The 25,984-nt window shown below is 70.8% G+C and carries 20 protein-coding genes and 1 pseudogene; 2 read left to right on the forward strand and 19 right to left on the reverse strand.

The annotated features are described in order from the left end of the window. The first annotated feature begins 6 nt into the window (after positions 1-6). Together ACOOHF_RS00680 and ACOOHF_RS00685 are read left to right on the forward strand one after the other, a co-directional pair. Positions 7-1,101, forward strand: coding sequence for a 6-bladed beta-propeller (locus tag ACOOHF_RS00680; protein WP_420464402.1), 1,095 nt, complete (start codon positions 7-9; stop codon positions 1,099-1,101). A gap of 511 nt (positions 1,102-1,612) precedes the next feature. Next, a complete protein-coding gene (locus tag ACOOHF_RS00685) occupies positions 1,613-2,848 on the forward strand; it encodes an IS256 family transposase (protein ID WP_420462983.1) in 1,236 nt (411 codons plus the stop codon). 1,224 nt (positions 2,849-4,072) lie between these two features. On the opposite strand, the gene ACOOHF_RS00690 is transcribed toward ACOOHF_RS00685, so the two are convergent. The 19 genes and pseudogenes from ACOOHF_RS00690 to ACOOHF_RS00780 form a co-directional block, all read right to left on the reverse strand. Then, on the reverse strand, positions 4,073-4,306 hold the full coding sequence (locus ACOOHF_RS00690) for a hypothetical protein (protein ID WP_420462984.1): 234 nt from the start codon (positions 4,304-4,306) through the stop codon (positions 4,073-4,075). 19 nt (positions 4,307-4,325) lie between these two features. Continuing rightward, on the reverse strand, positions 4,326-4,832 hold the full coding sequence (locus tag ACOOHF_RS00695; protein ID WP_420462985.1) for a RidA family protein: 507 nt from the start codon (positions 4,830-4,832) through the stop codon (positions 4,326-4,328). A gap of 37 nt (positions 4,833-4,869) precedes the next feature. Further along, on the reverse strand, positions 4,870-6,171 hold the full coding sequence (asnS, locus tag ACOOHF_RS00700; RefSeq protein ID WP_420462986.1) for an asparagine--tRNA ligase: 1,302 nt from the start codon (positions 6,169-6,171) through the stop codon (positions 4,870-4,872). Positions 6,172-6,373: 202 nt separating this feature from the next. After that, the gene (gene recG, locus ACOOHF_RS00705; protein ID WP_420462987.1) at positions 6,374-8,488 is read right to left on the reverse strand and encodes an ATP-dependent DNA helicase RecG; all 2,115 of its coding nucleotides are present in this window, start codon (positions 8,486-8,488) and stop codon (positions 6,374-6,376) included. Positions 8,489-8,492: 4 nt separating this feature from the next. Continuing rightward, positions 8,493-9,077: a hypothetical protein gene (locus tag ACOOHF_RS00710; RefSeq protein ID WP_420462988.1), complete on the reverse strand. Its 585-nt coding sequence runs from the start codon at positions 9,075-9,077 to the stop codon at positions 8,493-8,495. Between the two features lie 170 nt (positions 9,078-9,247). Further along, positions 9,248-9,436: pseudogene (locus ACOOHF_RS00715) on the reverse strand (signal recognition particle receptor subunit alpha); the annotation flags it as partial. Then, entirely contained in the window at positions 9,433-11,379 is a 1,947-nt protein-coding gene (locus ACOOHF_RS00720; protein WP_420462989.1) for a hypothetical protein, read from the reverse strand. The gene ACOOHF_RS00720 and the pseudogene ACOOHF_RS00715, both read right to left, overlap by 4 nt. Then, complete coding sequence (locus ACOOHF_RS00725) at positions 11,376-12,683, reverse strand: M23 family metallopeptidase (RefSeq protein WP_420462990.1); 1,308 nt, start codon at positions 12,681-12,683, stop codon at positions 11,376-11,378. Before ACOOHF_RS00725 ends, ACOOHF_RS00720 begins: the two co-directional genes overlap by 4 nt. A gap of 5 nt (positions 12,684-12,688) precedes the next feature. Next, positions 12,689-13,960 (reverse strand): cell division protein FtsZ, encoded by a 1,272-nt coding sequence (gene ftsZ / locus ACOOHF_RS00730; RefSeq protein WP_420462991.1) that lies wholly within the window; start codon positions 13,958-13,960, stop codon positions 12,689-12,691. A gap of 17 nt (positions 13,961-13,977) precedes the next feature. After that, entirely contained in the window at positions 13,978-15,207 is a 1,230-nt protein-coding gene (gene ftsA / locus ACOOHF_RS00735; protein WP_419936610.1) for a cell division protein FtsA, read from the reverse strand. Then, the gene (locus ACOOHF_RS00740; protein WP_420462992.1) at positions 15,204-16,025 is read right to left on the reverse strand and encodes a cell division protein FtsQ/DivIB; all 822 of its coding nucleotides are present in this window, start codon (positions 16,023-16,025) and stop codon (positions 15,204-15,206) included. The genes ftsA and ACOOHF_RS00740 overlap by 4 nt, the downstream gene beginning before the upstream one ends. After that, complete coding sequence (gene murB, locus ACOOHF_RS00745; RefSeq protein ID WP_419936608.1) at positions 16,022-16,915, reverse strand: UDP-N-acetylmuramate dehydrogenase; 894 nt, start codon at positions 16,913-16,915, stop codon at positions 16,022-16,024. The genes ACOOHF_RS00740 and murB overlap by 4 nt, the downstream gene beginning before the upstream one ends. Further along, on the reverse strand, positions 16,899-18,305 hold the full coding sequence (gene murC, locus ACOOHF_RS00750; protein ID WP_420462993.1) for a UDP-N-acetylmuramate--L-alanine ligase: 1,407 nt from the start codon (positions 18,303-18,305) through the stop codon (positions 16,899-16,901). Before murC ends, murB begins: the two co-directional genes overlap by 17 nt. Then, the gene (locus ACOOHF_RS00755) at positions 18,302-19,426 is read right to left on the reverse strand and encodes a UDP-N-acetylglucosamine--N-acetylmuramyl-(pentapeptide) pyrophosphoryl-undecaprenol N-acetylglucosamine transferase (RefSeq protein WP_420462994.1); all 1,125 of its coding nucleotides are present in this window, start codon (positions 19,424-19,426) and stop codon (positions 18,302-18,304) included. The genes murC and ACOOHF_RS00755 overlap by 4 nt, the downstream gene beginning before the upstream one ends. Positions 19,427-19,428: 2 nt before the next feature. Beyond that, positions 19,429-20,583: an FtsW/RodA/SpoVE family cell cycle protein gene (locus tag ACOOHF_RS00760; protein ID WP_420462995.1), complete on the reverse strand. Its 1,155-nt coding sequence runs from the start codon at positions 20,581-20,583 to the stop codon at positions 19,429-19,431. Next, a complete protein-coding gene (gene murD, locus ACOOHF_RS00765; RefSeq protein WP_420462996.1) occupies positions 20,580-21,992 on the reverse strand; it encodes a UDP-N-acetylmuramoyl-L-alanine--D-glutamate ligase in 1,413 nt (470 codons plus the stop codon). The genes ACOOHF_RS00760 and murD overlap by 4 nt, the downstream gene beginning before the upstream one ends. Next, entirely contained in the window at positions 21,992-23,098 is a 1,107-nt protein-coding gene (gene mraY / locus ACOOHF_RS00770; RefSeq protein WP_419936603.1) for a phospho-N-acetylmuramoyl-pentapeptide-transferase, read from the reverse strand. Before mraY ends, murD begins: the two co-directional genes overlap by 1 nt. Then, entirely contained in the window at positions 23,098-24,477 is a 1,380-nt protein-coding gene (locus ACOOHF_RS00775; RefSeq protein ID WP_420462997.1) for a UDP-N-acetylmuramoyl-tripeptide--D-alanyl-D-alanine ligase, read from the reverse strand. Before ACOOHF_RS00775 ends, mraY begins: the two co-directional genes overlap by 1 nt. Next, positions 24,474-25,967, reverse strand: a complete 1,494-nt coding sequence (locus ACOOHF_RS00780; RefSeq protein WP_420462998.1) for a UDP-N-acetylmuramoyl-L-alanyl-D-glutamate--2,6-diaminopimelate ligase — start codon at positions 25,965-25,967, stop codon at positions 24,474-24,476. The genes ACOOHF_RS00775 and ACOOHF_RS00780 overlap by 4 nt, the downstream gene beginning before the upstream one ends. Positions 25,968-25,984: the final 17 nt, after the last annotated feature.

A 25,984-nucleotide genomic window follows, 5' to 3' on the forward strand; every position in this document is an offset into this window, starting at 1 on the left:
GGGATCATGTTCCTCACCGCGTCCCCGGCGACAGCTCAGTGGAGGTTGGGTCCGCCGGACTTGACTGTCGGGCAAGACTCCTTGGGCTTCTTCGGGACCGTCAATGGCGTCCTCGTCCGCGATGATCGGATCTACGTAGCGGACTCACGTCTACGAAGAATCGTTGCGTTCGATACGACCGGCCAACTGACTGCCACTGCCGGACGCAGGGGTGATGGTCCAGGCGAGTTTCGATTTCTGAGTTGGATCGATGACTGTGGCGAAGATACCATATATGCCTCGGACAGCGGCCATGACCGCGTGTCCCTGTTCACTCGGAACCTAGAGCACATACGGACATTCCGCGTGACGGGGGCCGACTTGAGGTTGACGGCGATTCAGTGTGCTGGTGCCGGTACATTGGTTGGGATCACCCGCAACAACGATCCCGCGCTGAGTCTCGGTCATGCTATACCCATGGACGCCCCGTGGCGTGCCACTCATGACATAGCTCTTTTTGAGCCGGACGGGTCCCTCCGACAGGTGCTGGGAACGGTCCTCGGGCAGGAGCGATATCGTGAAGCGAACCCGAGTGGTGCTGCCTATAGCGATTATGCCCGGACATGGGGCTTGGACGTAGTCTTCGCATCTTCACCACAGGGTTTCGTCGTGGGGACCGGCGAACGATCATCATTGGTACGCTTCGACATGGATGGCAACGTACTTGATACGTTAGCGCTGGGGGAAGACCGGATCGCCATTTCTCGCGCGCATATCGACGCACACATACAGAATAGGGTCGAAAGGACCGAACGCCTCGGGCGAGACACCCGCAGGACTCGGTCCTTTTGGACAGAATACCCGTACCCTTCCCATTTTCCTGCGTACTCCAAGGCTCTCATGACAGCCAGTGGCCTCGTTTGGGTTGAGCGGTTCCCGGAGCCGTACACGGAGCAACCTCGCCACTGGAGAGTCTTCACGCCTGATGGCGTTTTCGCAGATAGTGTCGAGGTGCCGAGCCGTTTTCAGGTCATGTGGGTCGGCGAAACGCATGTTGCCGGGGTCGTCACGGACGTGTTGGGGGTCCAGACTGTGGAAGTGCGTCCCATCCTACGCGATTAGGGACGCGCGGTGCTGGAACACCCACTTGAGATGAGTTCCGGCGAGCAGGCTGGGAGGTGAATGAGAGCTACTCACCAACCAGTCACCGGAGGCTCCAGGTGAACAATGCACCGGAATGCGAGGCTGACGCCTGCGGGCCCAGCCCTGCTTGTACGCCGTGTACGCGAGGAAAGGCGAGCCCCCCCGTGGAGGTGGGCCGGGCGCGGGCGCTGGGGCGGTGAGCTGCCGCCGGGTGTACAAGTGGATCGGTCGTTAGGAGACTACAAAGAAGCGTGTACAACTTCTGCACACACTTCATTCTCTTAGACAATACAAAGCTCCATCATGGCTTCTGCCGCAATTCCAAATCGGCCTTCGCTACTCGCGCCGGAAGTGCCCTCCTCTCACTGTCTCTCAACAGCCAACCAATCTGGAGGTAGGACCAAAAGGTGTGTAAAAGCGAGGCGACGTACCTTTCAGCTGACCGTTTACCAGCGATCCGGGGTGAGGCCCGGAGAAAGGACGTCGCCTCATGGGCAACGATACGCGGGAGAGGTTCGCCGGGCCAGCGTGGGAGACGCTGGAGGCGTGGGTGCGGGAGCAGGCGCGGGACATGATCCAGCAGGCGCTGGAGGAGGAGGTCACGGAACTCCTGGGCCGGATGAAGTCGGAGCGGCGGGCGGCGGTGGACGCGCCTCCGGGCTACCGCAACGGATACGGCAAGCCGCGCCGTCTGGCGATGAGTTCGGGGACGATCGAGGTGAGGCGGCCCCGGGTGCGGGGTCTGGAGGAACGGTTTGAGAGCCGGGTGCTGCCGCTGTTCCAGCGCCGGACCAGGGAGGTGGGGGAGTTGATCCCGGAGCTGTACCTGCACGGGCTGGCCGAGGGCGACTTCGAGCTGGCCTTGAGGGGGCTGTTGGGCGACGGGGCGCCGCTGTCGAAGTCCTCGGTGGGGCGGCTCAGGGCGAAGTGGACGGTGGAGCACGAGGCGTGGAGCCGCCGGCCGCTGGAAGGCCGTGAGCTCGTGTACGCGTGGGCGGACGGGATCTACGTGAAGGCGGGTCTCGAGAAGGACAAGGCGGCCCTGCTGGTCGTCATCGGCGCCATGAGCGACGGGACGAAGGAGGTGCTGGCGGTCACGCCCGGCTACCGGGAGTCGACGGAGTCGTGGGCGGCGGTGCTGAGGGATCTGAAGGCTCGGGGGCTCGGGACGCCGAAGCTTCTGGTCGCCGACGGGAACCTGGGGATCTGGGGCGCGGCGCGGGCGGTGTGGCCGGAGGCGGCCGAGCAGCGGTGCTGGAACCACAAGACGGCCAACGTGCTGGACCGGCTGCCCAAGAGAGAGCAGGCCGTGGCGAGGGAGATGCTGCGCGCGGCAGCGTACGCGCCCTCGCGGGCGGCGGCGAAGGAGGCGCGCAAGGCGTTCAGGACCCGCTATGGGGCCACTCAGCCCGACGCCGTGTCGGTGCTGGAGGACGACTGGGAGCGCATGACGGCCTTCTACGGCTTCCCCGAGAAGCACTGGCGGCACCTGCGGACGACCAACGTGGTGGAGAGTCCGTTCGCCTCGGTCCGGCTCCGCACGACCGCGGCGAAGCGGTTCAAGCGCGTCGAGCGGGCCACGGCGCTCATCTGGCGGCTGCTGATAGTGGCCGAGAAGAGGTTCAGGAAGCTCAACGCTCCCGAGCTGCTGCGGGACGTGTACGAGGGAAGAAGGTTCGAGGACGGAAAGCCCGTCCCCGAGGGTCAGGAGAGGATCGCCGCCTGATGACGTTTACACACCTATTGACCCGACCTCACCAATCTTGCGCTCCCAGTAAAGGCCAAACGACGTGTGTCGCACCGCGAGCGCAGTGATCTTCCGCCGAAGCATCGAAATCGCCCTTCTCTAACAGATCAGCAATCTCCCGTGTCGACAGTGTGGTCTGATACGGTAAGCGTGACCCCCCGCGGCTTTCCCGCCAATCGGTACGGATTTCCCGCTGTTTCGGTACAGCCAAAGCAGATGTGAGCTCACAGCAGGAATGGCCGATCGTGCAGTCCTGTATGACTTTAGACGATTGCCTGCTGTGATCTTCGCGACCTGCGACTTGCCATTTTGCCATCCGGCGTGGGTCGGTCCCTATCACTTCTCGAACGCCCTGCGGTGGCGCCGCAAGAGTGGCGTCGGAGCCCAGACGGCGGCGACCGTTGTGGCGGGGCAGATGTTTGTTGCTGTGGGGTAGCGCGGATGCCGACGGCGCGCTGACGCTGGATCCTACCTTCCTTTTCGACGGACTGCCGTCGCTTCCGGACAGCGCCGGGGACTGGAGCGTAAACGGAGAGGCCGCGGACGGCTCCGAGCTCTTCGCGCTGGACTTCCACATGGCCGAAACAGCCGACGGCGCCGGACGCCGCGCTTTCGGTGTTCGCAATCCCGGCCGATCCCTCCTGGGACGGCCGCTTGGCCCGCATCGTCCTAGCCGGGCCGGGACGGCAAGTCAGCGTCGAAAGTGACACGGGACCGGCCCTGGCGATCCTGCGCGACGTGTCCACGGGCCCGGATACAAGGATTCCTGCGTGACCCACCCGACGCGGAGGCATTAGCTGGCGGCGAACAGCCCGCTCTGGCGGCGCTCCGCGTTGACCTCGAAGGGATCGAGGTGACCGTTAGCCGAGGCGTGTCGCGCGCATCCGACTGGCGGAGGTAGGGACACTGTCTCGGGCGGCCGTTTTCTCAACTGGGATGGAGAATGGTGACGGCTGGAACTGGGCGGGCCTGTAGCCGTGAGGCATCTGGAGATAATCGTCCTGGCGGCGGCCACGCTGGGGGGACGCTCGGGTTCCCGCCATTCGATTCGGTTTTCCCGTTGTCTCAGCACGTTGAAGTCAGTCATGGCCTGCCGGCAAGAAACGCAGATCATGCAGTCCTGTAATACTTTAGACGATTTGTTGCCGGGATACAGGCCCCAGGCGATCCGCCGTTCCCGCGGGAACGTCTCCGGCTTGGCCGCTAGCCTTCCGGGTCGCGTTCCCCGCGCCGACGATGGCGGGCGCTGCGGGCTCCGGCGCGCTGGAAGAGGAGCGGGCTCACGAGGCCCGACGTCGTGCCTCCGATGAGAGCGAGGATGCCGACGGGACCGGGGTTCGAGAACATCGGGGCGCCAATCTGCGTGTTCATCCACATCCCGAGCACCGCGAACACGAGCGCCCCGACGACGAAGCCGAGCCAGGTGAGCCGGATCACGAAGCGACGCGCCGGGCGGCTAGGGGCTGCCCGGGAGGCCGACGGTCGCGATGCACTCGATCTCGACGCGCGCGTCCAGCACGAGGGCGCCCACCGCGACCGCGCTGCGCGCCGGCCGGTGGTTCGGGAAGAAGCCCATGTACGTGCTGCTCATGTCCCGGAAGTCGGCGATGTCGGCCAGAAAGACGGTGCACTTGACGACCTCGTCCATCGACGAGCCGTAGCGCTCGAGCGCGTCGGCGATGTTCCGCAGCGTCTGCTCCGTCTCGGGGACGATGCCGCCCTCGACCAGTCCCTCCCCCGGCATGGTGCCGAGCTTCCCGGAGAGGTAGAGCACGTTCCCGACCCGCACGGCCTCGGAGAACGGCGAGTTGGGCCGCCCGCCGAGGTATTCGACGGAGTGCATCATCTCGGCCATCTCGTCGTGTTCCTGCGCCGCGAGCGGTGTTGGGAGCGCCACGGCACCGCCGAGCGCCAGCGCCGGTCCGAGCGCCAGGGTCGCCACCAGAAGCTGTTTCCGCGTCATACGTCCTCCTCTGCAGCAGACGATTCGGTGATTCGGGTCATGGGGTGATACGGGTCATCATTCGGGGAAAGGCGATCGTCTCACGCAGGTGATCGATCCCGCACATCCAGGTCACGGTGCGCTCGATCCCGAGCCCGAACCCGCTGTGCGTGAAGGTCCCGTATTTCCGGAGATCCAGATACCAGTCGTAGGACGCCTCCGGGAGCTTCTCCTCCCGGATCCGCGCGAGAAGCCTGTCGTGGTCGTCCTCGCGCTGGCTTCCGCCGATGACCTCGCCGTACCCCTCAGGGGCCAGCAGGTCATTGCACTTCACGGTGCGGGGATCCTCCGGGTTCTCCTTCATATAGAAGGCCTTCACGCCCTTCGGATAGTCGAACACGAAGAGCGGCTTCTCGCGGCCCTCCACCAGCCGGGTCTCGTCCGTCGCCCCCAGATCCGCCCCCCACTCGATATCGCTGCCGCGCGCCTGCAGCCACGCGACGGCGTCGGTGTAGCTGATGCGGTCGAAGGGCGGGGCGATCGCCTCGAGCTTCGAGATGTCGCGGCCCAGAATCTCGAGTTGCTCGCGCTGGTTGTAGAGGACGCGCATCACGATCCAGCAGATGAACCGCTCCTGGAGCGCCATGTTGCCCTCGGAGTCGAGCCACGCGGCCTCGGGCTCCACCATCCAGAACTCGGTCAGGTGCCGGCGCGTCTTCGATTTCTCCGCGCGGAAGGTGGGTCCGAAGCAGTACACCTTGCCCAGCGCCGCGGCCGCCGCCTCGACGTAGAGCTGTCCGGTCTGCGCGAGGTAGGCCGTGCCGAGGTCGAAGTACTCGGTCTCGAACAGGGTCCCCGCGGACTCGCCGATCGCCCCGGTGAGGATCGGCGTGTCGACGTGCACGAAGCCCTCGTGATGCAGGAAGGCGTGGATGGCGCGGATCACCTCGTCGCGGACCCGCATGATCGCGATCTGCCGGGGGCTGCGCAGCCACAGGTGGCGGTTCTCGAGCAGGAATTCGACCCCGTGCTCCTTGGGCTGGATCGGAAAATCCTCCGACGGCCCGAGCACCTCGATGTCGGAGGCGGTGAGTTCGACGCCGGACGGCGACCGGTCGTCGGCGCGCACGGTGCCGGTGACGGCGACGCAGGCCTCGTGTCCGGCCTCGGCCAGCCGCTCCCACGCCTCGGGCGAAACCTCGTTCTTCACGAACACGCACTGGACCTCGCCCGTCCCGTCCCTCAGCACGAGAAAGGAGATCTTGCCGCTGGAGCGGAAACGCCGGACCCACCCGCGGAGCCGTACCTCGTGGCCGACCCGCGCGGGCAACCCGCGAATGGCGCTGGAGTATTCTCCCATGAATGATTCCGTTGAGGGATGATCGAGGGATGGGGTTCGAGCCGGCGACAAGTTGCGTCCCCTCCCCCGGACGGAGCAATCTCCCTCGCCGGGATCCGGACCACGACTTCGCGGGCCTCAGGCTCCCGGACGGGTCGGGGAAGCCCGTGACGAAGCCTGTGCACATGGCGGCTTCCAGCCTGGCCACGAGTTCGGCCTCTTCCTAGCCCACGTGATAGAGCGCCTCGCGCTGGGCGTAGCGGGCGTCGAGTGCGTGCCTGAGCGCGCGGTGGGCGGGCTTCGTGAGCCCGGGGTCGTCGGCGACGATGGCGCGGGCCCGCCGCCGGGCGTCCTCGAGCAGATCGTGGTCGCGGTCCAGCTGGGCGAACCTGAGCAGCGGGGTGCCGTGCTGCTCCTTGCCGAACAGGTCGCCCTGCCCGCGGATCCGCAGATCGTCCTCCGCGAGCTTGAAGCCGTCCGACGTCTTCTCGAAGGCGCGCAGGCGCTCGGACGGCTCCGCCGCGGCGTGAAACACGATGCAGTACGACTGCTCCGCGCCGCGGCCGACGCGCCCCCGGAGCTGGTGCAGCTGCGCGAGGCCGAAGCGCTCGGCGTCCTCGACGAGCATCACGGTCGCGTTGGGCACGTCGATCCCCACCTCGATGACCGTCGTCGCGACGAGCAACTGCGTTTCGCCGGCGAGGAAGCCGCGCATCGCCTCTTCCTTCTCGCCGGAGGAGAGCCGGCCGTGCAGCAGCCGCACGTTGAAGTCCGCGAAGCGGGTCTGGAGACTCTCGAACATCACGGTCGCGGCGCGTGCCTCGAGGGTCTCCGACTCCTCGACGAGCGGGTAGACGACGTACGCCTGGCGGCCCGCGGCCATCTGGTCTCCCACGAAGTCGAACGCGGCCTCCCGGCTCCCGGGGCCGCGGACGGCGGTCCTGATCGTGCGGCGGCCCGGTGGGAGTTCGTCGATGACGGAGAGGTCGAGGTCGCCGTAGAGTACGAGGGCGAGGCTGCGCGGGATCGGCGTGGCCGACATGACGAGCGCGTCGGAGGCCTGACCGCTCTCGCGCAGGCGGCGGCGCTGCTCGACGCCGAAACGGTGCTGTTCGTCGATGACGACGAGGCCGGGAGACGCGAACTCGACGGCGTCCTGGATGAGGGCGTGGGTGCCGACGACGAAGCGGGCCCGGCCGTCCGCGATGCGCTCCAGCGCGTCCTGCCGGGCCTTGCCGGTGACGGATCCGGTGAGGAGGACGGGCTCCACGCCGAGCGGGCCCAGCATGTCGACGAAGGTGCGCTGATGCTGTTCCGCCAGCAGTTCGGTCGGCGCCATGATCGCGGCCTGGCGGCCTCCCTCGATCGCCTTGAGCATCGCGAGCGCGGCCACGACGGTCTTGCCGCTCCCGACGTCGCCCTGGAGGAGGCGGTTCATGGGCGTGGGCCGGCGCATGTCGGCTTCGATGTCGGCCCACACGCGCCGCTGGGCGCGGGTGAGCTCGAAGGGGAGCGCGCGCGGCAGGGCCTGGGTCAGCGTGGGAGGAGCGTCGAAGGCGATTCCCTCGCTCTCGTGCCGCAGCCGGGCCCGCGCGCGGGCGTGCAGGAGCTGCAGAAAGAACAGTTCCTCGAAGGCGAGGCGGCGCTGCGATGGCGTGACCCGGTCCACGGCGGGCGGGCGGTGGAGCGTATGCAGCGCCTCGGCGAGGGGCGGGAGCGACAGCTCCGCCAGCCAGGCGCGCGGGATCGGGTCGTCATCCCCGAGTTCGGCGAGCAGGCGCGACAGGTTGAGCCGGACGACCGCTCGAACCTGCCGGTGCGTGAGCCCCTTCGTGGCCCCGTAGACCGGGAAGACGCGGCCCGCCGCGGGCCGTTCGTCGGCCGCCACGCCATCGTCGGACGCCGCGGCATCGTCGGACCTTCGGGCCAGCACCGTGTGCTCGCGCGGCTGGAGCTGCCGGCCGTGGTAGAAGCGCACCGGCCCGGCCGCGAGGAGCAGGTCGCCCTTGTCGATCGTGCGGTCGAGCCACGGCCGCCCCGGCCAGGCCAACTCGATGTGCCCGCTGTCGTCGCGGATCACCGCCCGGAACACCCGCAGGCGCTGGCGGGTGGGGATGACGCCCTTCGAGACCACGCGCCCGATGACGGTCGCGTCCTGGCCGACCTGCAGCCCCGCGATCGCGTCCACGGTCGTCGCGTCCTCGTAGCGGTACGGCAGGTGGTAGAGGAGGTCGCGCCCGGTGTGCACGCCGAGTTGCGCGAACCGCTCCGACCGCCTTGGGCCCACGCCCTTCAGGTACTGCACCGGCCCCCGCAGGAGGGATCGCGCGGGAGTCACGGCATCACGGGTCCGCGACGAGGATCTTGTCCAGGTAGCGGCCGGGCGAGAAGGCCTCGAGGTCCTCGGGGGATTCTCCCACCCCGAGGAAGCGGACGGGCACGGAGAGGTCGCGCACCACGGACACGACGGTGCCTGCACGCGCCGTGGAGTCGAACTTGGCGAGCACGAGCCCGGTGAGATCGAGGAACTCGCCGAACCGCCGGGCCTGCTGCACCACGTTCTGCCCGGAGGTGGCGTCGACGACGAGGAGCCGTTCGTGCGGCGCCCCCTCCACCTGCCGGCCGAGGACGCGGTCGATCTTCCCGAGTTCCCGCATCAGGTCGTCCTGCGTGTGCAGGCGGCCGGCCGTGTCGACGAGGACCCACGCCGCGCCCCGCGCCCGCGCCGCCCTCACGGCGTCGAACGCCACCGACGCCGGGTCGGCCCCGGGCGGGCCGCCCACGAAGTCAACCTCCAGTCGCTCTGCCCACGTCCGCAGCTGCGCCTGCGCCCCGGCCCGGAAGGTGTCGGCGGCCGCGAGGAGCACGCGTTGGCCCTCCCCCCGCAGGCGGGCCGCAAGTTTCGCGACGGTCGTCGTCTTCCCCACGCCGTTGACGCCGAGGACGAGGACGACGCCGGGCCCCTCCTCTCCTCCGCACAGTCCGGCCCGCCCCGCGGGCGCTGCGCCGGATCTGCGGCCGCAAGAACCTCCGTGAGGCGGGCGCGCAGCACGTCGCGCAGATCGTCCTCCGTGGTGATGGCGCCGCGACTCGCCGCCCTCTCGAGCTCCTCCACCAGCTCCAGCGTCATGTCGACCCCGAAGTCCGCTTCGAGCAGCACCTGCTCGAGACCTTCGATCGCGGCGTCGTTCAGCCCCCCGTCGACGAGCGTGTTCACATCGGTGAGGGCGAAGTCGACGATCCGGCGCCACAGGCCGCGTTTGCGGCGGCGCACGGCGGGGGTCATCGGAGTCCGATCCGGTGACGCCAGACCCACTCCCCGCAGAGGAGGAGCACGGCGAAGAGGAACGGCCACACCGGCCTGGGCGGGCGAACCTCCATCGGCGGCCGCGGCGGCGCCTGCGCCGCGATGGCGAGGGGCTCGGCTGCGGGGCCGGGCAGGAACTCCGCCGGATCCGCCGTGACGTCGATGGGCCGCCGCAGTTCGACGGGACCATCCGGGCCCGTGGCCGTCACCACGGCTTCGAAGCTCCCCATCGGCAGCGCGGGCCCGATGACCTCCGGGGGCGGATCGGCGGCGGACTCGCTCCACACTTCCGCGCCCTCCCCGTCGAGAAGGCGGATCGACAGGTCGGTGGAGCCGGGGCGGATGCGCCACACCGGCGGCCGCCCGACCGCCGGCGGCCGGATGAGTGAAGCGAGACGCGGCGTGGCGTCTTCGACCAGCCACCCGACGATCCCGCTGAACACGCCCTCGTAGACGCGTCTCGGGTCGCCGCCGCGCAGCGACCAGCGCCACCAGTCCGAGGCCGCCGAGAGCGCCCACCGGCGCGCGCCGTCTTCTCCCGCCGTGAGCAGAGGCCGCCCCTCGCCGCGGCGGTTCCGGTTCGCGTTGAGCACGGACCAGCGGCCCGGCGGTTCGACGGCGTAGAGTTCGCGCACCGGCGGCAGGAGGTCGAGATCGGCCTCCGCGAGCAGCGCGGAGGAAGGGCTCGCGGGCACGGGGCCGGCGGCGTACCACTCGCCGGGCAGCGGCCCGGTCAGCCGCGAGCCCACGCCCGGCACATCGCCCGCCCCCTCCGCGAAGAAGAGCGTCCGCGGGTGCGCGGCGAGCGCTCCGGCCAGCCAGGCCGGCATCTCCCCGGGGACGGCTTGCACCGCGAGCAGACGGGAGCCCCGGACCGCGGCTCGCACCCCGGATTCCTCGACGACCCTGGGCGTCGCGCCCATCTCCAGGAAGCGCCCGTCCGAGAGCCGCAGGTAGCCGCGCGCCCCGCCCAGCACGAGCCGGTCCAGCGCGGGGACGAGGAAGCGCGCCTCCCAGTCGGGGGCGGTCGAGACGAGCACCGCGCCGGCGGCGGCCTCGGAGACTTCGATCCAGGCTCCGATCCGGCCGGAGACGCCGAAGGGATCGGGGGGGTCGGCGAGCACGGCCTCGTAGCGCCGCCAGGCCGGTCCGCCGCCTTCGTCCCGCGGGACGAAGGCGAGTTCGGCGCGGCCGGTTCGCCCCGGAGCGGGACGCGGGGCCCGCGAGGAGGCGACGACCTCGCCCTCGCGTTCCAGCTGGAGGCTCACGCTGTCGGGCAGCTCACCCCCGCCTCCGCCCGACCGAAACTCCAGCGTGACGCGGACCGTGTCGCCGGCCCGGGCCCGTTCCGGCGCACGCAGCGCAGCCAAACCGACGCGGGGCGCCGGGGTGGCGACCCGGATCTCGCGCACCCCGAGGCCGAGGCCTTCCGCCGTCTCGATGGCGGCCGCCCGGTCGGAGAGGTCGCCGTCGGTGAGCACCCGGACGCTGTCGGCCCCACCCAGCCGCGCCGCCTGCAGGGCCGGTTCGAGGCGGCTCGCGTCGTGTCCGGCGATGAGCGCGGTCAGCGAGTCGAGCGGCGCGGGCACGGGGTTCTCGCCGAACAGGTACACCCGGTCCGGCGCGAAGGAGGACAGCACCGCCAGGGCCGAGTCCAGCCGTGTCCGCGCTGAGGGGTCGCCCGGCCGGACGGGAAGCGTCATGCTCCGCGAGAGGTCGAGCAGCAGGACTCGTTCGGGAGCGCCCAGGCCGGTCCCGCGCAGCGCGGGGAGGGCGAGGCCACCGAGGATCAGGAAGATCGCCACCGCCCGAACCGCGGCCGGGCCGCCTCGCCCCGCCACGCGCTCCTCGCGCGTGCCATAGGCCCAGCCGGCGATCGCGACCGCGCCGAGCGCGACCAGAACCCAGAGGCCGGGGGTCAATCCTGTGTGCGGCGAAGGCGCAGCTCGGTGTAGAGCGGCATCGGAACCCGTCGCAGGCGTGAGAGGACATCGTCGCGCACGGTCCCGAAGAGGGCGCGCAGCTCATCCGGCACGGGTTCGGCGCGCGGCAGCTGCAGCCGGGCCGGATTCACCTGCGCCCCGTTGCGGAGGAATTCGTAGTGCAGGTGAGACCCGGTGGCGAGGCCGGTGGCGCCCACGTACCCGACCACCTGCCCCTGTTCCACCTGAGTCCCGCTCCCGATGCCGCGCGCGATCCCGCTCAGGTGCGCGTACCGGGTGCGGATGCCGTTCGCGTGGCGAATCTCGATCGCCGTACCGTAGCTGCCCCACGAGCCCGCGCGGCTCACGCGGCCGGCTCCCGTCGCCCGCACGGGCGTGCCCCTAGGGGCGCCGTAGTCGACCCCGAGGTGCGGTCGCGTACGCCTCAGAACGGGATGGAAGCGTCGCTGGTTGAAGCGGCTCGTGACTCGGACGATGTCGAGCGGCGCGAGCAGGAACTGCCCCCGCATCGCCTCCCCCGAAGCGTCGTAGTACTCCACGCCGGCGAGCCCGCCCGCGAGCCCGCCCTTTAGCCCTCCGGGCTGGAACCCGACCGCGGTGAGGGTACGCCGGTCGTTGCGGAAGTCGGCCGCGAGCACCGTGGCGTTGCGCACGGAACCATCCGGCCGCACCTCGCGCGCGATGAGGATCCGGTAGGCGTCGTTCTTCCGCAGGTCGCGCCAGAAGTCGATCTGCCAGGCGAAGACCTGCGAGAGCCGGTGCGCCACCTCGAAACGCTCTCCGTCGCCCAGCCGGTCCACGTCACCCGACAGCTCGGCATCGAACAGGTTCGTCTCGATGAGTCCCGCGAGGAGGATGGTGTCGCGGGTGACCGCGACCGAGTCGAGCCGCGCCGCCCAGTTCCGCGCGGTCTCACCCTCGGACCAGATGTGGAGCATGCGGTCCGGGTCGAGCTTGATCCGGATCCGGGCGGGAGTCTCACCGGGCCGTCGGACGAAGTGGATTTCGGTGCCCGGGCGCAACCGGCGAGGGTTCTCGAAGGCGCCCATGGCCTCGACGATCCCGTGCGTCTGGCCGCGATCCAGCCCGTACTTCTCGAACACGCCGCCGAGTGTCTCGCCCCACGCCAGACGGTGTACGAGCGCGACCGGGGCGGGGGGCGTCGGGACCTCGACGACCCTGACCTCGTCGGCGGGGCCCGCGCGGAAACGGAGCGCGGTCCACCCCATGGCGGAAAGGCACGCGAAGGCCGTTCCGGCCGCTATGAGACGTCTCGTGTTCAACCGCGCTAGTCCATCTGCCGTCGAATGAAGGTCGGGATCTCCAGATCCTCGAAATGGGGGCGGGCGCCGACCCACGACTCTTCCGCGGCGTCCTCGGTCGCCACGTCCTCGGTCGCCACTTCTTCGGTCGTTACTTCCCCGGTCGCCACGTCCTCGGTCGCCACTTCCCCGGCCACCTCGGCGGCCCGGGGCGCGACCTTCGCCACCTCGTCATCAAAGAGGCGCGGCCCCTTGTACATCGACCCGATCACGATCCGGCCGTTCGGCGGCGCCGACGCGACCGTCGCCGCCGCGCGGGGCTCCTCGTGCTCCTCCTCCGTCTCCCCGAATCCGGTCGCGATCACGGTCACGCGCAGCGTACCCTCGAGTTGAGGATCGTGCACGACGCCGAAGATCAACTCACCCTCTTCACCGGCCGCCTCGTGGACGATCGAGTTGATGGTCGTCACCTCGTCGATCGTCATGTCGGGGCCGCCGCTGATGTTGATGAGGACGCCCGTCGCACCGTTGATGGATACGTTGTCGAGCAGAGGGGAGCAAATGGCCTGCTGCGCCGCCTCGACGGCCCGCTCTTCTCCGCTCACCGTCGCCGTCCCCATCAGCGCGGCGCCGCGGTTCGACATCACGGTCCTCACATCGGCGAAGTCGACGTTGACTTCGCCCGTGACCGAGATGAGGTCGGAGACCCCCCGCGTCGCCTGCAGGAGCACTTCATCCGCCTTCTTCAGCGCCTGGCCGAACGTCGTGTCCTTGCCGACCACGGCGAGCAGGCGCTCGTTCGGCACGACGATCATCGTATCCACGGCGCGGCGGAGTTCCCGGAGGCCAAGCTGGGCCTGCCGCATCCGCTTCTTGCCCTCGAAGTGGAAGGGCCGCGAGACGATCGCGATGCAGAGCGCGCCCATTTCGCGCGCCATGCGGCCAATCGCGGGAGCGGCCCCCGTACCGGTGCCTCCACCCATCCCCGCCGTCACGAAGACAAGGTCCGCCCCGGCGATCGCCGCGCGCGTTTCCTCCTCGCTCTCCGCGATCGCCTGCCGTCCGATCTCGGGTCGCGCCCCGGCTCCGAGACCGCGCGTGAGCGCCTTCCCGATCTGGACCTTGAGGTGGGCCTCGGACCCGTTGAGCGCCTGGGCATCGGTGTTGATCGCGATGAACTCGACACCCTCGAGTTCCTCGTCGATCATTCGGTTGACGGCGTTGCCGCCGGCGCCACCCACGCCCACCACCTTCATCCGCGCGTTGCGCGGGATCCCGTCGTCGAATTCGAACACCATGTGTCCTCCCCCTCCCATCAGAAGAATCCTCTGATCCATCCTCCAACCCTTGCGAACGCCCGTGTCGCTCCCGCGAGGCCACGAACCGGAACCCGCGCCGCGCCGTAGAGGACCAGCCCCACCGCCGTGCTGTAGGACGGGCGCGCGACGCTTTCGACCATGCCGGTGATGCCCTGCGACGGAACGCCGATGCGCACCGGCAGGTTGAACACCGACCTGGCCAGGTCATCCATGTGGGGGAGCGAGACCGTGCCGCCGCTCAGGACGATCCCCGCCTCGAGGCGGTGGAGCGTCCCGCTCCCTTCCAGTTCCTCGTACACGAGCCCCAGGATTTCGTCCAGCCGCTGTTCTATGATGTGCGCCAGCAACTCGCGCGATACGCGCCGGGCGCCGCCGTGGCGCGCCCCCGACACGTCGAGCATTTCCCTGGCATCGACCGCGTCCCGCCGGGCCGCGCCGAAGATTTCCTTGAGCTGCGCCGCCTCATCCTCGTGAACCCCGAGGCCGCGCGCGATATCCCGAGTCACGGTCGACCCTCCCCAGGGCAGCGTGGCCGCGTGGAGTATCCGGCGGTCGCGGTACACGAGAACGTCCGTGGTCGCCCCGCCGATCTCGATCAGCGCGACGCCCGCGTCCCGCTCCCGCTCGTCGAGCACCGCCAGCGCCGTGGCCAGCGGCCCCATGACGAGTTCGTCGGCACGGTATCCCGCCCGGTCGACGATCTTCGAGAGGTCGCGCAGGATCGCGACCTCGGCGGTCACGATGCAGAGGTCCGCCTCGATACGGGCGGCGGTCATCCCGACCGGGTTGCGTACGGCATCGCGACCGTCGACCGCGTATTGCCGGCACAGCGCGTGGATCAACTCGTGGCCGGACGGGACCGGGACGGCGCGGCCGACTTCCTGCACGCGCTTCACGTCCGTGGCGGTGACCTCCGAGCCGGAGATGGGGAGCACGCCCTTCGACCGCGCGGTCCGCACGCAGGCGTTGGGCACGCTCACGTAGGCGACCTCCACCTCGCGGCCGGCGACCGCCTCCGCCTGCCCCACGGCGGCGCGAACGGCCCGCGTGGCGGCCTCCAGATGGGTGACGGACGTCCCGCTCAGGCCCTCCGATCGCGTGACGCCGAGCCCGAGGATCTCGAGCGGGTCCGTGGATTCGCGGCCGGGAGGCACGGAGGCGACGACCGCGACGGTCTTCGTCGATCCCACGTCCACCCCGACAATGCTCCCCACCCCCTGGATCATCTCGCCTCCGCCCGTGTCATGACAACTTGGCCCGTGAAGCGCGCGTCCGCACGTGCGATGCGTCGATCCTCGATCTGACCGAGCGCGATCGAGACCCGGTCGAGCGCGCCGAGGGGGTCCTCCCGCGGCAGCAGCACGACATCCGCCCCGGCGCCGGGTAGCAGGAGGAATCGGTAGCCGCCTTCGTCGGCCGGCCCGACCTCGGAGACGAGGGAGATGAAGTCGCGACGGGTTCGATCCATCCGTTCGAGGGTGGCGATGAGTTCGCGCATGCGGGGATCGGCCACGAAGTCTCCGTCTGTCTCCACGGGGCCGGGGATGATCGGGAGATCGAGTCCCGCGGACGATGGATCGAGCGGGAGCAGCCGGCCGTCACGGGTCGCGGGACGCAACTCGGGCGTGGCGACCAGCGCGACCGGGCGCTCCTCCACCACGGAGATCTCGAGGGCCCGGAAGCCGCTGCGCCGGGCGGTCGCCTCGCGGACCAGCGGGTGTTCGCGAACCCGCGACTCCCAGATTCGGGGGTCGTCCCACACTGACGCGTCGGGGGCGATGGCGGCGAGCATCCTCACCTGGTCGGGCCGCGCGTGGTTCGTCCCGACGACCCGGACCTCTTCAATTCGGAACGCCGGGAGGGTGGCCAGGATGCGCGGGACCCAGATGGGGACCGAGAACCCCGTCGCGACGGCGATGAGGACGACGAGGAGTTGCCGACGTCCCCGGCGGGTCATCCGCCGCGAGCGCGGCGCCCTGCGCTCTCCGTCCTCATCGGCCGCCGGACGGGCGAGATCATCCGGGTCCCACACGGGAGGAATCACGCGGCCCCCACGCGGGCGCGCTCCTCGGGCGCGAACCCCCACAGGTGGATCTCGGGCTCGAGCGCGACGGCGAACCGCGTCAGCGCGCGGCGGCGCGTCTCGGCCATGAGCGCGAGCACATCCCCGGCCCGCGCCCCGCCCAGATTCACGATGAAGTTGGCGTGGCGTTCCGCGACCTGGGCTCCGCCGACCCTGACCCCCCGCATCCCCACCTCTTCGATGATCCTCCAGGCGGCGGGGTGCGGCGGGCCGGGATTCTTCCACGTCGACCCGACCGAGGGGAGTTCGTACACCTGATCCCTCACCTTGCGCTCACGGAAGGTCAGGTGCGCATGGCGGATGGCCTCGGCGTCACCGGGGGTCGCGGTGAAGAGGGCGCGGACGAAGACCCAGTCGGTCGGCACCTCGACATGGCGGTAGGCGGGCGCCGCTTCCTCGGGGCGCAGCCGCACGAGTTCACCCTCGGGGGTCACGGCCTCCGCCCAGCGGACCCGGTCCCAGAGCCAGTCCTCCCGGGATCCGGCGTTCATGCGCAGACCGCCGCCGACCGTGCCGGGCACGGCCTCGAGAAAGTGGAAGCCGTCCCGGCCGGCGCGACGCGCGGCGCCGGCCAGAGCGGGGAGACGGGCGGCGGCCCCGGCTTCGATCGTGCCGTCGTCGACCCGCAGGGAGGCGAACTCGCCATCGAGGACGAGGACGGGCTCCGCGGACCCCGCGTCGCCGATGAGGACGTTGGCGCCGGTCCCGAGTACGCGGTGTTCCCGTCCGGCCGCGTCCCGCAGAGCCGCGGCGAGTTCCCCGATGGATCGGGGCCGGGCGAGCCGCGCGGCGGGCCCGCCGATGCGGTACCGGGCGAGTGGCCCCAGCGGGACATCACGCTCCCACCGCATCGCCCGTCCGTCGTCGAATGGCCGCGTGCGCGAGGTCGGTGACATCGCCGGCGCCCATGAAAACCAGGACCGCCTCCCCATCGCCGGCCGTGCGCTCCCGCGAGACGAGTTCGAGGGCGGCCTCGCGGTCGATCGCCTCGGCCGCGGGGGCCGCGCCGGTGATCAATCCGGAGCCGACGCCCGGGATCGGCGCCTCCCTGGCGGGATACACGGGGAGGACGCGCGCTTCGTCCGCCGCGGAGAGGGCGTCGGCGAACGCCCCCGCGAAGTCGCGCGTTCGCGTGAACAGGTGCGGCTGGAAGACGACCGTGAGACGGGCATCGGGGTGCGCCTCCCTGAGCGCCGCGATGGACGCCGCGACCTCCGTCGGATGGTGCGCGTAGTCGTCGAACACCTTCAGACCCGGCCAGTCGGCGATGCGTTCGAGCCGGCGGGCGACGCCCCGGAAGCTCGCCAGCCCGCACGCCGCCCGGCCGGGATCGCCCCCGAGCCTCAGGACGGAAAGGAAGGCCGCCGCGGCGTTGAGCCGGTTGTGGCGTCCCGGAACCCGGAGCCGGATCTCCGCGACGCCGTCCGGCCATCTCAGGCGGCACGCGCGCGGCCCCGCCGTCTCGATTCGGCACCAGGCGCCCGGCCCGAACCCGTACCCGAAGCCGAACCCCGTGGACTCGGCCAGTGCACGGGCGCCGTCGTCGTCGTGACAGTAGATGAGGCCGTCGGCGTGGCGCGCGCGCTCGACGAACTCGGAGAAGGCCGAGCGGAGGCTGGCGAGGTCTCCGTAGGTGTCGAGGTGCTCCGCTTCGAGGGAGCTGACCACGGCGACGGTCGGACGGAGTTCGAGGAACGAGCGATCGTACTCGTCGGCCTCCACGATGGCGGGCCCCTCCCCGAGGCGGCCGAAGCCGTCCCAGGCGGAGACGCGGCCTCCAACGAGGACCAGCGGGTCGAGGCCCGCCGCCGCCGCGGCGTGGCCGGTCATGGCCGTGATCGTCGTCTTCCCGTGTGTCCCGGCGACGCCGACCACGGTGCGGTCGCCGAGGAGGGCGCCGAGGGCGCGGGCCCGGCGCATGACGGGCACGCCCGCCGCCGCGGCGCAGGCGACTTCCGCGAGGTCGGTGGGGACGGCGGAACTGCGCACGAGCAGCTCCGTTCCGGCAATGTGCGCCGCGTCGTGCGAGCCTTCGATGCGGATGCCGCGCGACGTGAGATCGCGCAACGCGTCGCCGGGGGCCCGGTCGCAGCCGCTGACGCGGTAGCCGGCGTCCTGCAGCAGCACGGCCAGACCCCGCATGCCGGCGCCCCCGATACCCATGAGGTGCACGCGGGCCCCGGGCCCCGGGAGGTCCGCCCTGCCCGCCGGACGACGCGCGTCCGCCGTCGCCCCGATCATGCCGCGGCCCGGTCGAGAAGGTTCAGCATCTCGCGCGCGATCGCGAGCGCCGCGTCCGGCCGGCCGCGGCTCGCGGCAGCCGCGGACATGCCGCCGAGACGGGCGTCGTCGGCCAGGATCGCGCGGCACGTCGACCACAGGTCGCCGGGCTCCAGCGCCGTCTCCTCGCGAAGCTCGGCAGCGCCCGCGCGCGCCAGCGCCCGCGCGTTCGTCAGCTGGTGGCCGCCGACCGAGGTGGGCAGCGGCACGAGCACGGCCGGCCGCCCGACGGCGCACAGTTCGGCCAGGGACATCGCGCCCGCCCGGCACAGCGCCAGGGCCACGCCGTCCAGTTGCCGCCCGAGGTCGTCGATATAGGGGACGACACGCACCCGGTGCGCGAAGGGCAGCGCCGAGACGCGCGCGGAGACGCGATCCGCATGCGCCGGACCCGCGATCCACACCACCGACACGCCGTCCGGCCACGCCTCGGAGCGCTGAGCGGCCCATTCGAGATCGCGCAGGAAGGCCCGGTTGAGCCCGAGCGCCCCCTGGCTCCCCCCGAAGACGAGCAGGTTCCGGCCCGGAGGCCAATCGAAGCCGACGGCGGCGCCCCCGCCTCCGCCCGGAGCGACGGGGTTCCCGAGCGCACGCAGCCGCTTCCGGTCCCGCACGCGCAGCCGGGCCTCGGCCTCCGGATATCCGAGATGGATCTGATCGACCCCGGGCGCGAAGAGGCGCGTCACGAGCCCGGGGGCCGCGTTCTGCTCCTGGATCGCCGAGGGGACGCGCCGGAGCCGGGCGCCGGCGAGCGCCGGGGCCGCGACATAACCTCCCGTCCCCACGACGAGCGCCGGATCGAAGTCACGAAACGCCCGCCGGACTCCCGCCAGGACGGCCGGGGCGGAGGCGAACAGACGCCAGTTTCGCCACGGGCGATGGCGGTACAGCGGCTGCAGCGGCAAGAGCCGGAACCGGTACCCGGCGTCCGGCAGCACACGCGCCTCCAGGCCCCTCCGGCCACCCAGAAACACGCACTCGAGGTCCGGCGCCAGCCGCCCGAACGCGTCGGCCAGGTTGAGCGCGGGATACAGATGGCCTCCCGTGCCGCCGCCCGCGAGCAGGATGCGCGTCGCCGCCACCGTCAGCGCCTCCGCCGCGAAGCCACGTTGAGCAGCACACCCGTGATCCCGAGCGCCGTGACGAGGCCCGTGCCGCCCGCGCTGATGAAGGGCAGGCTGACCCCCGTCGTGGGCAGGAGCCCCAGCGTGACCCCGATGTGGCCGAACGCCCCGATCGCCACGATCGCGGTCAGCCCGATCGCGATCAGCCGCCCGAACAGGTCCGGCGCCGACTGGGCGATCCGGAGGCCGAGGTGTGTCCAGACGAGGAAAAGCGCGAGGACCGCGACGGCGCCCACGAACCCCCATTCCTCCGCGATGATGGGGTAGATGAAGTCGTTCTGCGCCTCGGGCAGGTAATGGAGCTTCTGTGTGCTCTCGCCGTATCCGGCGCCCGTCACGCCGCCCGAGCCGATCGCGATCTCCGCTTGCTGGAGCTGGTAGCCGATGCCGGAGGTGTCCTTCCCGGGGTCGAGAAACGCGAGGATGCGCGCGAGCTGGTAGCTGTTGGAGCTCACCAGCCACCACAGGGCGGGGACGACCGGCAGCGCGAGGAGCAGGAAGTGCCGGATGCGCATCCCCGCCGCGAACAGCACCGTGGCCAGCAGCCCGCCCGTGATGAGCGTCGCGGAGAGGTGGGGTTCCGCGGCGATGAGCACGAGCACCGGCCCGAGGATGAGGAGGAACGGAAGCACCCCGCCGCGGAAGCGGTCGAACGCCTCCTGCTTGCGCACGGCGAGCGCCGCCGTCCAGATGACCACGGCCACCTTGGCCAGCTCCGAGGGCTGGAAGGTCACCGGCCCCAACTCCAGCCAGCGGCGCGACCCGTTCCGGACGGGCGCGATCTCCGTCGTGCCGGGCAGGATGAGGACGAGGAGCAGCGCCGCGGCGACCGCGAGAATGAGCCAGGCCAGCCGTTCGTACACGCGGTAGTCGACGAACGCCGCCACGATCAGCGCCACGACGCCGACGCCGGCGCGCGCCAGCTGGCTCAGCAGCACGTAGTTGCCGGACCGTCCGCTCTGCTGCGCCGCGAACGCGCTGGCCGAATAGACGGACAGGAGCCCGAACACGACGAGGACGAGCGTGATCGCGAGGAGTGCGTTTCGCACCCAGGCGGGCGATCCCGCGGTCCGCTGGACGCGCGGAAGCTCCCAGTCGAGGGTGTGATCCGTCACCCTTCCCCCCCTTCCGCTTCGAGCGCCCCGTACGACTCGAGCACGCAGCGCTCGAAGGCCTTACCCCGGACCCGGTAGTCCGGGAACATGTCGTAGCTGGAGCACGCCGGTGAAAAGAGCACCACATCGCCGGGTTCGGCGGCCTCGCGCGCGCGGCGGACGAGTTGCCGGACGCTGCCGGCGACGTCGATCGGCGCCGCGTCACCGAGTTCCCGCACGATCTGCGGCGCGGCCTCGCCGTACGCGATCACGGCCCGCGCGTTCTCCCGCAGCGCGGGGATGAGCGATCGATACGACTCCCCCTTGTGCCGGCCTCCGAGAAGGGCCACGAGGGGCCTCTGGAAGGCGTTGAGGGCGACCTTGGTCGCGGAGACGTTCGTCCCCTTGGAATCGTTGATCCACTCCACGCCGTCGAACTCACCCACCCGCTGCAGACGGTGCGACAGTCCCCGAAAGGAGGTGAGGGCGGCGCCGATCGAGGCCGCATCGCACCCGGCGAGCGCCGCGGCCAGCCCGGCCAGGAGCGCGTTCATCACGTTGTGCGCGCCGACGAGCGGGAGATCCGCGGCCGCGATCCACGTCTCCGGGACCGCCCCCGCTTCGAGGCGCTGGACGAGGTTCCCCGCCTCGTCGAGCCAGGCCCCGGGTTCCTCGTGCGCCTCGCTCGAGGCCAGGTATCGTCGTCCCGCGGCGGGGCGCGCCATCGAAAGCACCCCGGCGTCGTCCCCGTTGAGAACCCAGCGGCTATCGCCGTCCGCGTTCGCGAACAGACGGGCCTTGTCCTCGTAGTAGCGCTCGAGGCTCGAGTACCAGTCGAGGTGGTCCGCGGCGAGGTTGAGCAGGACTCCGATCGTGGGCCGGAAGGCCCGGAGATCGGCGAGCTGGAACGAACTCAGTTCGACGACGACCCAGTCCGGCTGCCGCTTCATCATCGAGACGTCGGAGAGAGGCCGTCCGATGTTGCCGGCCGTCATGGCGTCGATCCCGGCCTGCTGCAGGAGATGACCGCAGAGCGCCGTGGTCGTGGTCTTTCCGTTCGTGCCCGTGATGCCGATGACGCGGGACGTGAGGTGCCGGTACGCGACCTCGATCTCGGCCACGGTGGGAACACCGGCCTGGGCGACGGTCCGCCGGATCTCCGCGCTCGGCGCGATCCCGGGGCTGGTGACGACGAGGCGCGCGTCCAGAATGCGGTCGATGTCGTGCCGCCCCACTTCCGCCTCAATACCCTCGGCGGAGAGGGCTTCCGCGGCCTCCTGTTGCCGGGGTCCCTCGAACGCATCGCTGGCATAGACCTCCGCTCCCAGAGAATGGATCAGACGGGCCGCCGCGGTGCCCGACACGCCGAGACCGAGGACGGCGACGGGGTCGCCGGGAGCGAAGAGCGGAGGTCGGCCGTTGCGCGCCATCAGCGGATCTTGAGCGTCGCGAGGCCGACGAGGGCAAAGATGATCCCGAGGATGTAGAAGCGCGTGACGACGCGCGGCTCGGGCCAGCCCAGCTTCTCGAAGTGGTGATGCAGCGGAGCCATGCGGAGAAGGCGGCGACCCTCTCCCCAGCGCCAGCGGCTGAACTTGAACCAGCCGACCTGGGCCATCACCGAGAGCCCCTCGAGCACGAACACACCGCCGACGATGAGGAGGAGGAACTCCGACTTGAGGAGGACGGCCACGGCGCCGATCGCACCCCCGAGGGCCAGGGAGCCGGTGTCGCCCATGATGACGTCCGCGGGGTGGGCGTTGAACCAGAGAAAGCCGATCGCCGCCCCCGCCAGCGCGGCGCAGAAGACGGACAACTCGCCGGCTCCGTTCAGGTACAGGACTCCGAGGTAGGCCGAAGTGTCCACGCGCCCGATCGCGTAGGCGAAGGCGCCGAAGGTGAGCGCGGCGATGGCCGCCAGCCCCGTGGCGAGTCCGTCGAGCCCGTCCGTCAGGTTCACGGTATTCGCCGTCCCCGCCACCACGACCGCCACGAAGAGGGGGAAGACGGCGGGCGCCAGAACGACGGTCAGGTCCTTGAAGAAAGGCAGCATGGTCTGGGTCGCGCCGTAGGCCGATGGGGGCTGCCAGAGGAGGAAACCGCCGAGCGCGAGACCGAGCACGAACTGCCAGATGAGCTTGTACCGCGCGATGAGGCCGCGCGAGTGATGACGCACGATCTTGAGATAGTCGTCCATGAACCCGATCGCGCCCATCCACGCGGTGACGCCGAAGGCGATCCATACGTAGGTGTTGTCGAGGCGGGCCCAGAGGAGCGTGGGAACGAGACAGGCCGCGAGGATGATGAGACCGCCCATCGTCGGCGTGCCTGCCTTCTTGAGGTGCGTGGCGGGCCCGTCGGCCCGGACCACCTGGCCGATTCCGTGTCGGCGAAGCCGCGAGATGACGCCCGGGCCCACGAGGAACGCGGTGAGGAGGGCCGTCACCATCGCTCCAGCGGCGCGGAACGAAATGTACTGGAAGACGTTGAACAGGATATGCTGGTCCGCGAGCGGGAACAGGAGGTGATAGAGCATCAGGCGCGCCCTCCGAAACGGGCCTCCAGCTCGTCGATGACCCGCTCCAGCCGCGCGCCGCGCGAGCCCTTTACGAGCACGACCTCATCGCCCCTGAGGGCGTCGCCGAACGCCGCGATGGCCGCGGCGGGATCCTCCTCCCGGATGATCGAGGGGGCCTCTGCGCCGTCGAACGGAGCGTCGAGGAAGAGTCCGGTCGCGGCGATGACGTCGAACCCCGCCGCGAGCAGTTCGTCCCCGATCTCCCGGTGCGCCCGGGCCTCCTCCGAACCGAGTTCGAGCATGGAGCCGGCGAAAGCGGCGCGGCGGCGGCCGGGGAGCAGACGCCGGGCCTGGTCGATCGCCGCCCGAAACGAGTCCGGGTTGGCGTTGTAGCAGTCGGCCAGCACGGTGAGTCCGCCGATGCGCCGGATCGCACCACGCATGCCGAGCGGCTCGTAGCGCGACAGTCCCCGGGCGGCCGCGGCCGCCGGCACCTCCAGCACTTCGGCCACGGCGGCGGCGATCAGGGCGTCACGGAGGTGATGCTCGCCGCCGACACCGAGCACGAAGCGCTCGCCGCGGCGGCGGAACTCGATGCGATCCGGCCCGGTCGCATACGCGTCGGGGGTGAAGTCGGCCCCGGGTCCGATGCCGGCCACGATGGCGTCGGGGCGGTATGCTCGCGCGGCGGCCGGAAGCACGCCGGGCTCCTCGCCCACGACGAGCACGCCGCGCCCGGAGGCGCCGTGCGCCAGCTGCATCTTCTCGCGCAGCACCCCGGCCACGTCGCCGAAGAACTCGAGGTGCGCGGCCCCGACGGTCGTGATGACGACGTGGTCGGGCCTCGCGATCTCCGCGAGGCGGCCGATCTCGCCCGGCTCGCTGGCGCCGACCTCCAGCACCCAGGCATCGGCGGCGGCGGGCGCGCGCAGGATGGTGAGCGGGAGACCGACCTGGCTGTTGAGATTGCCTTGGGTCCGGTACACGCGCCGCGATTCAGAGAGCGCGCAGGCGAGCATCTCCTTGACGGTCGTCTTGCCCGAACTCCCCGTGATCGCGACGACGGCGGCGGCGGACTCCCGGCGGGCCGCGGCGGCGAGGTCGCCGAGCGCGCGCAGGGGATCGGGCACGGCGAAGTACTCGAGCGGCAGTGCGGGGTCCTCGCGTCCGGCTGGAACGATGGCGCCTCGGGCCCCGCGGGCCGCCGCCTGGGGGAGGAAGTCGGCGGCATCGTGCCGCTCTCCCCTCAGCGCGACAAACAGTTCGCCGGGCCTCAGCGTCCGCGAATCCGACGACACTCCGGTGTAGGCCCGCTCTTCGGGCGCGCCCCCGCCGAGCCCGAGCGCCGACCGGATCTCCCCGGACCTCAACGCCGGGGCCTGGGTCGTCGCACTCATGCGGGGCCACCGTTCGCGTCGGCCCTGACGGAGCCCGCGACGATCTCGGCCACGATCTGACGTTCGTCGAACGGGAGCCTCTCGTCCCCGATGATCTGGGTCGTCTCATGCCCCTTGCCGAGGAGCGCGACCGCGTCGGCGGGCCCGGCCTGAGCGATCGCGCGGGCGATCGCTTCCCGGCGGTCGATGACGATCTCGCAAGCGTCGGCCGGGAGGCCGGCGACCATGTCGCGGCAGATCTCCGCCGGGTCTTCGGATCGCGGATTGTCGCTGGTAACGATGGGGACGTCGGCCAGTCGAGCCAGGATCCGGCCCATCAGCGGCCGTTTTCCGCGGTCGCGGTCGCCGCCGCAGCCGAGGAGGGCGATGACCCGCCCGGGCACGATCGCACGCAGCGTGGAGAGCGCCCGTTCGCAGGAGTCGGGGTTGTGCGCGAAGTCCCGGATCACGAGGACGGGTTCCCGCGAGAGTACCTCCATCCGCCCCGGAACGGGCGGGGCCGAGGACAGTCGGGCCGCGACGCGCTCGAGCGGGAGGCCGAGGCCGCACGCGATGGCCGCGGCCGCGAGCGCGTTCTGAACGTTGAAGTCGGCCGGGAGCGGAAGCGAGACCTCCGCCCTTTCCCCCCGGGCCCGAAGCCGGAAGCGGGAACTGTCCGCGGAAAGGACCAGCCGGTCCGCGCCGATGTCCGCCGTGGGCTCGAAGCCGTAGCGGAGGGTCTTCGCGCCGTCGGGTCCGATGCCTCTCCAGGCCTCTTCGTCGTCATTGACTGCACAGACCCCGCCGGGTGCGAGAAGTTCGAGCAGCCGGAGCTTGGCGGCCCGGTAGGCCTCGAGATCCGGGTGGTACTCGAGGTGCTCGCGGCTGAAGCTCGTGAAGGCGACCGCATCGAAGGAGAAGCCGTCCGCGCGCCGCTGGTCGAGGGCGTGCGAGGAGACCTCGAGCGCGACGGCTTCCGCCCCGCCCGCCCTGAGTTCGGCGAGTTCCCGCGCGAGGTCGATGGGATCGGGAGTCGTCAGCCTCGGCGTTCCGACCTCGCCATCGACCGAGACCGGGCCCAGCGTGCCCAGGGCCGCCGCGGGGATCGCGTCCGCGAGGATCCACCGCGTGAGCCACGCCGTCGTCGACTTGCCGTTCGTACCGGTGATGCCGATCAGGCGAAGCGAGGCGCCGGGGTCTCCCGCGAAGAGCGCGGCGAGGTGCGATACGGCCGCGCGGGCATCACGGACCACCAGCTGCGGGATCTCCGCCTCGACGACCCGTTCGACGACCGCGGCCGTCGCCCCGGCGCGCGCGGCGGCCCCGACGAAGGTGTGACCGTCCACCCGGACTCCCGGGATGGCGCAGAACAGATCGCCGACCCCGACCTGCCGGGAGTCGGAGCGAAGGCCCGGAAAGACCGCCGGCGGGAGGCCCCGCCATCGCGGCGCCTGACCCGCGCGGGCCAGTCGGCGTTCGACCTGTTCATTTGTGATGATCTGCTGCGGCAATGGCCGATTCTTCCACC

Source organism: Candidatus Palauibacter sp. (assembly GCF_965216145.1).
GTDB lineage: Bacteria > Gemmatimonadota > Gemmatimonadetes > Palauibacterales > Palauibacteraceae > Palauibacter.

Bases quoted from the DNA above. Each gene is read 5' to 3' on its own strand.
- ftsZ (WP_420462991.1), bottom strand. From the start codon at position 13,960: ATGGTGTTCGAATTCGACGACGGGATCCCGCGCAACGCGCGGATGAAG.
- murB (WP_419936608.1), bottom strand. From the start codon at position 16,915: ATGCGGTGGGAGCGTGATGTCCCGCTGGGGCCACTCGCCCGGTACCGC.
- mraY (WP_419936603.1), bottom strand. From the start codon at position 23,098: ATGCTCTATCACCTCCTGTTCCCGCTCGCGGACCAGCATATCCTGTTC.
- murD (WP_420462996.1), bottom strand. From the start codon at position 21,992: ATGGCGCGCAACGGCCGACCTCCGCTCTTCGCTCCCGGCGACCCCGTC.
- ACOOHF_RS00685 (WP_420462983.1), top strand. From the start codon at position 1,613: ATGGGCAACGATACGCGGGAGAGGTTCGCCGGGCCAGCGTGGGAGACG.
- murC (WP_420462993.1), bottom strand. From the start codon at position 18,305: ATGATCGGGGCGACGGCGGACGCGCGTCGTCCGGCGGGCAGGGCGGAC.
- ACOOHF_RS00775 (WP_420462997.1), bottom strand. From the start codon at position 24,477: ATGAGTGCGACGACCCAGGCCCCGGCGTTGAGGTCCGGGGAGATCCGG.
- ftsA (WP_419936610.1), bottom strand. From the start codon at position 15,207: ATGATCCAGGGGGTGGGGAGCATTGTCGGGGTGGACGTGGGATCGACG.
- ACOOHF_RS00680 (WP_420464402.1), top strand. From the start codon at position 7: ATGTTCCTCACCGCGTCCCCGGCGACAGCTCAGTGGAGGTTGGGTCCG.
- ACOOHF_RS00695 (WP_420462985.1), bottom strand. From the start codon at position 4,832: ATGACGCGGAAACAGCTTCTGGTGGCGACCCTGGCGCTCGGACCGGCG.
- asnS (WP_420462986.1), bottom strand. From the start codon at position 6,171: ATGGGAGAATACTCCAGCGCCATTCGCGGGTTGCCCGCGCGGGTCGGC.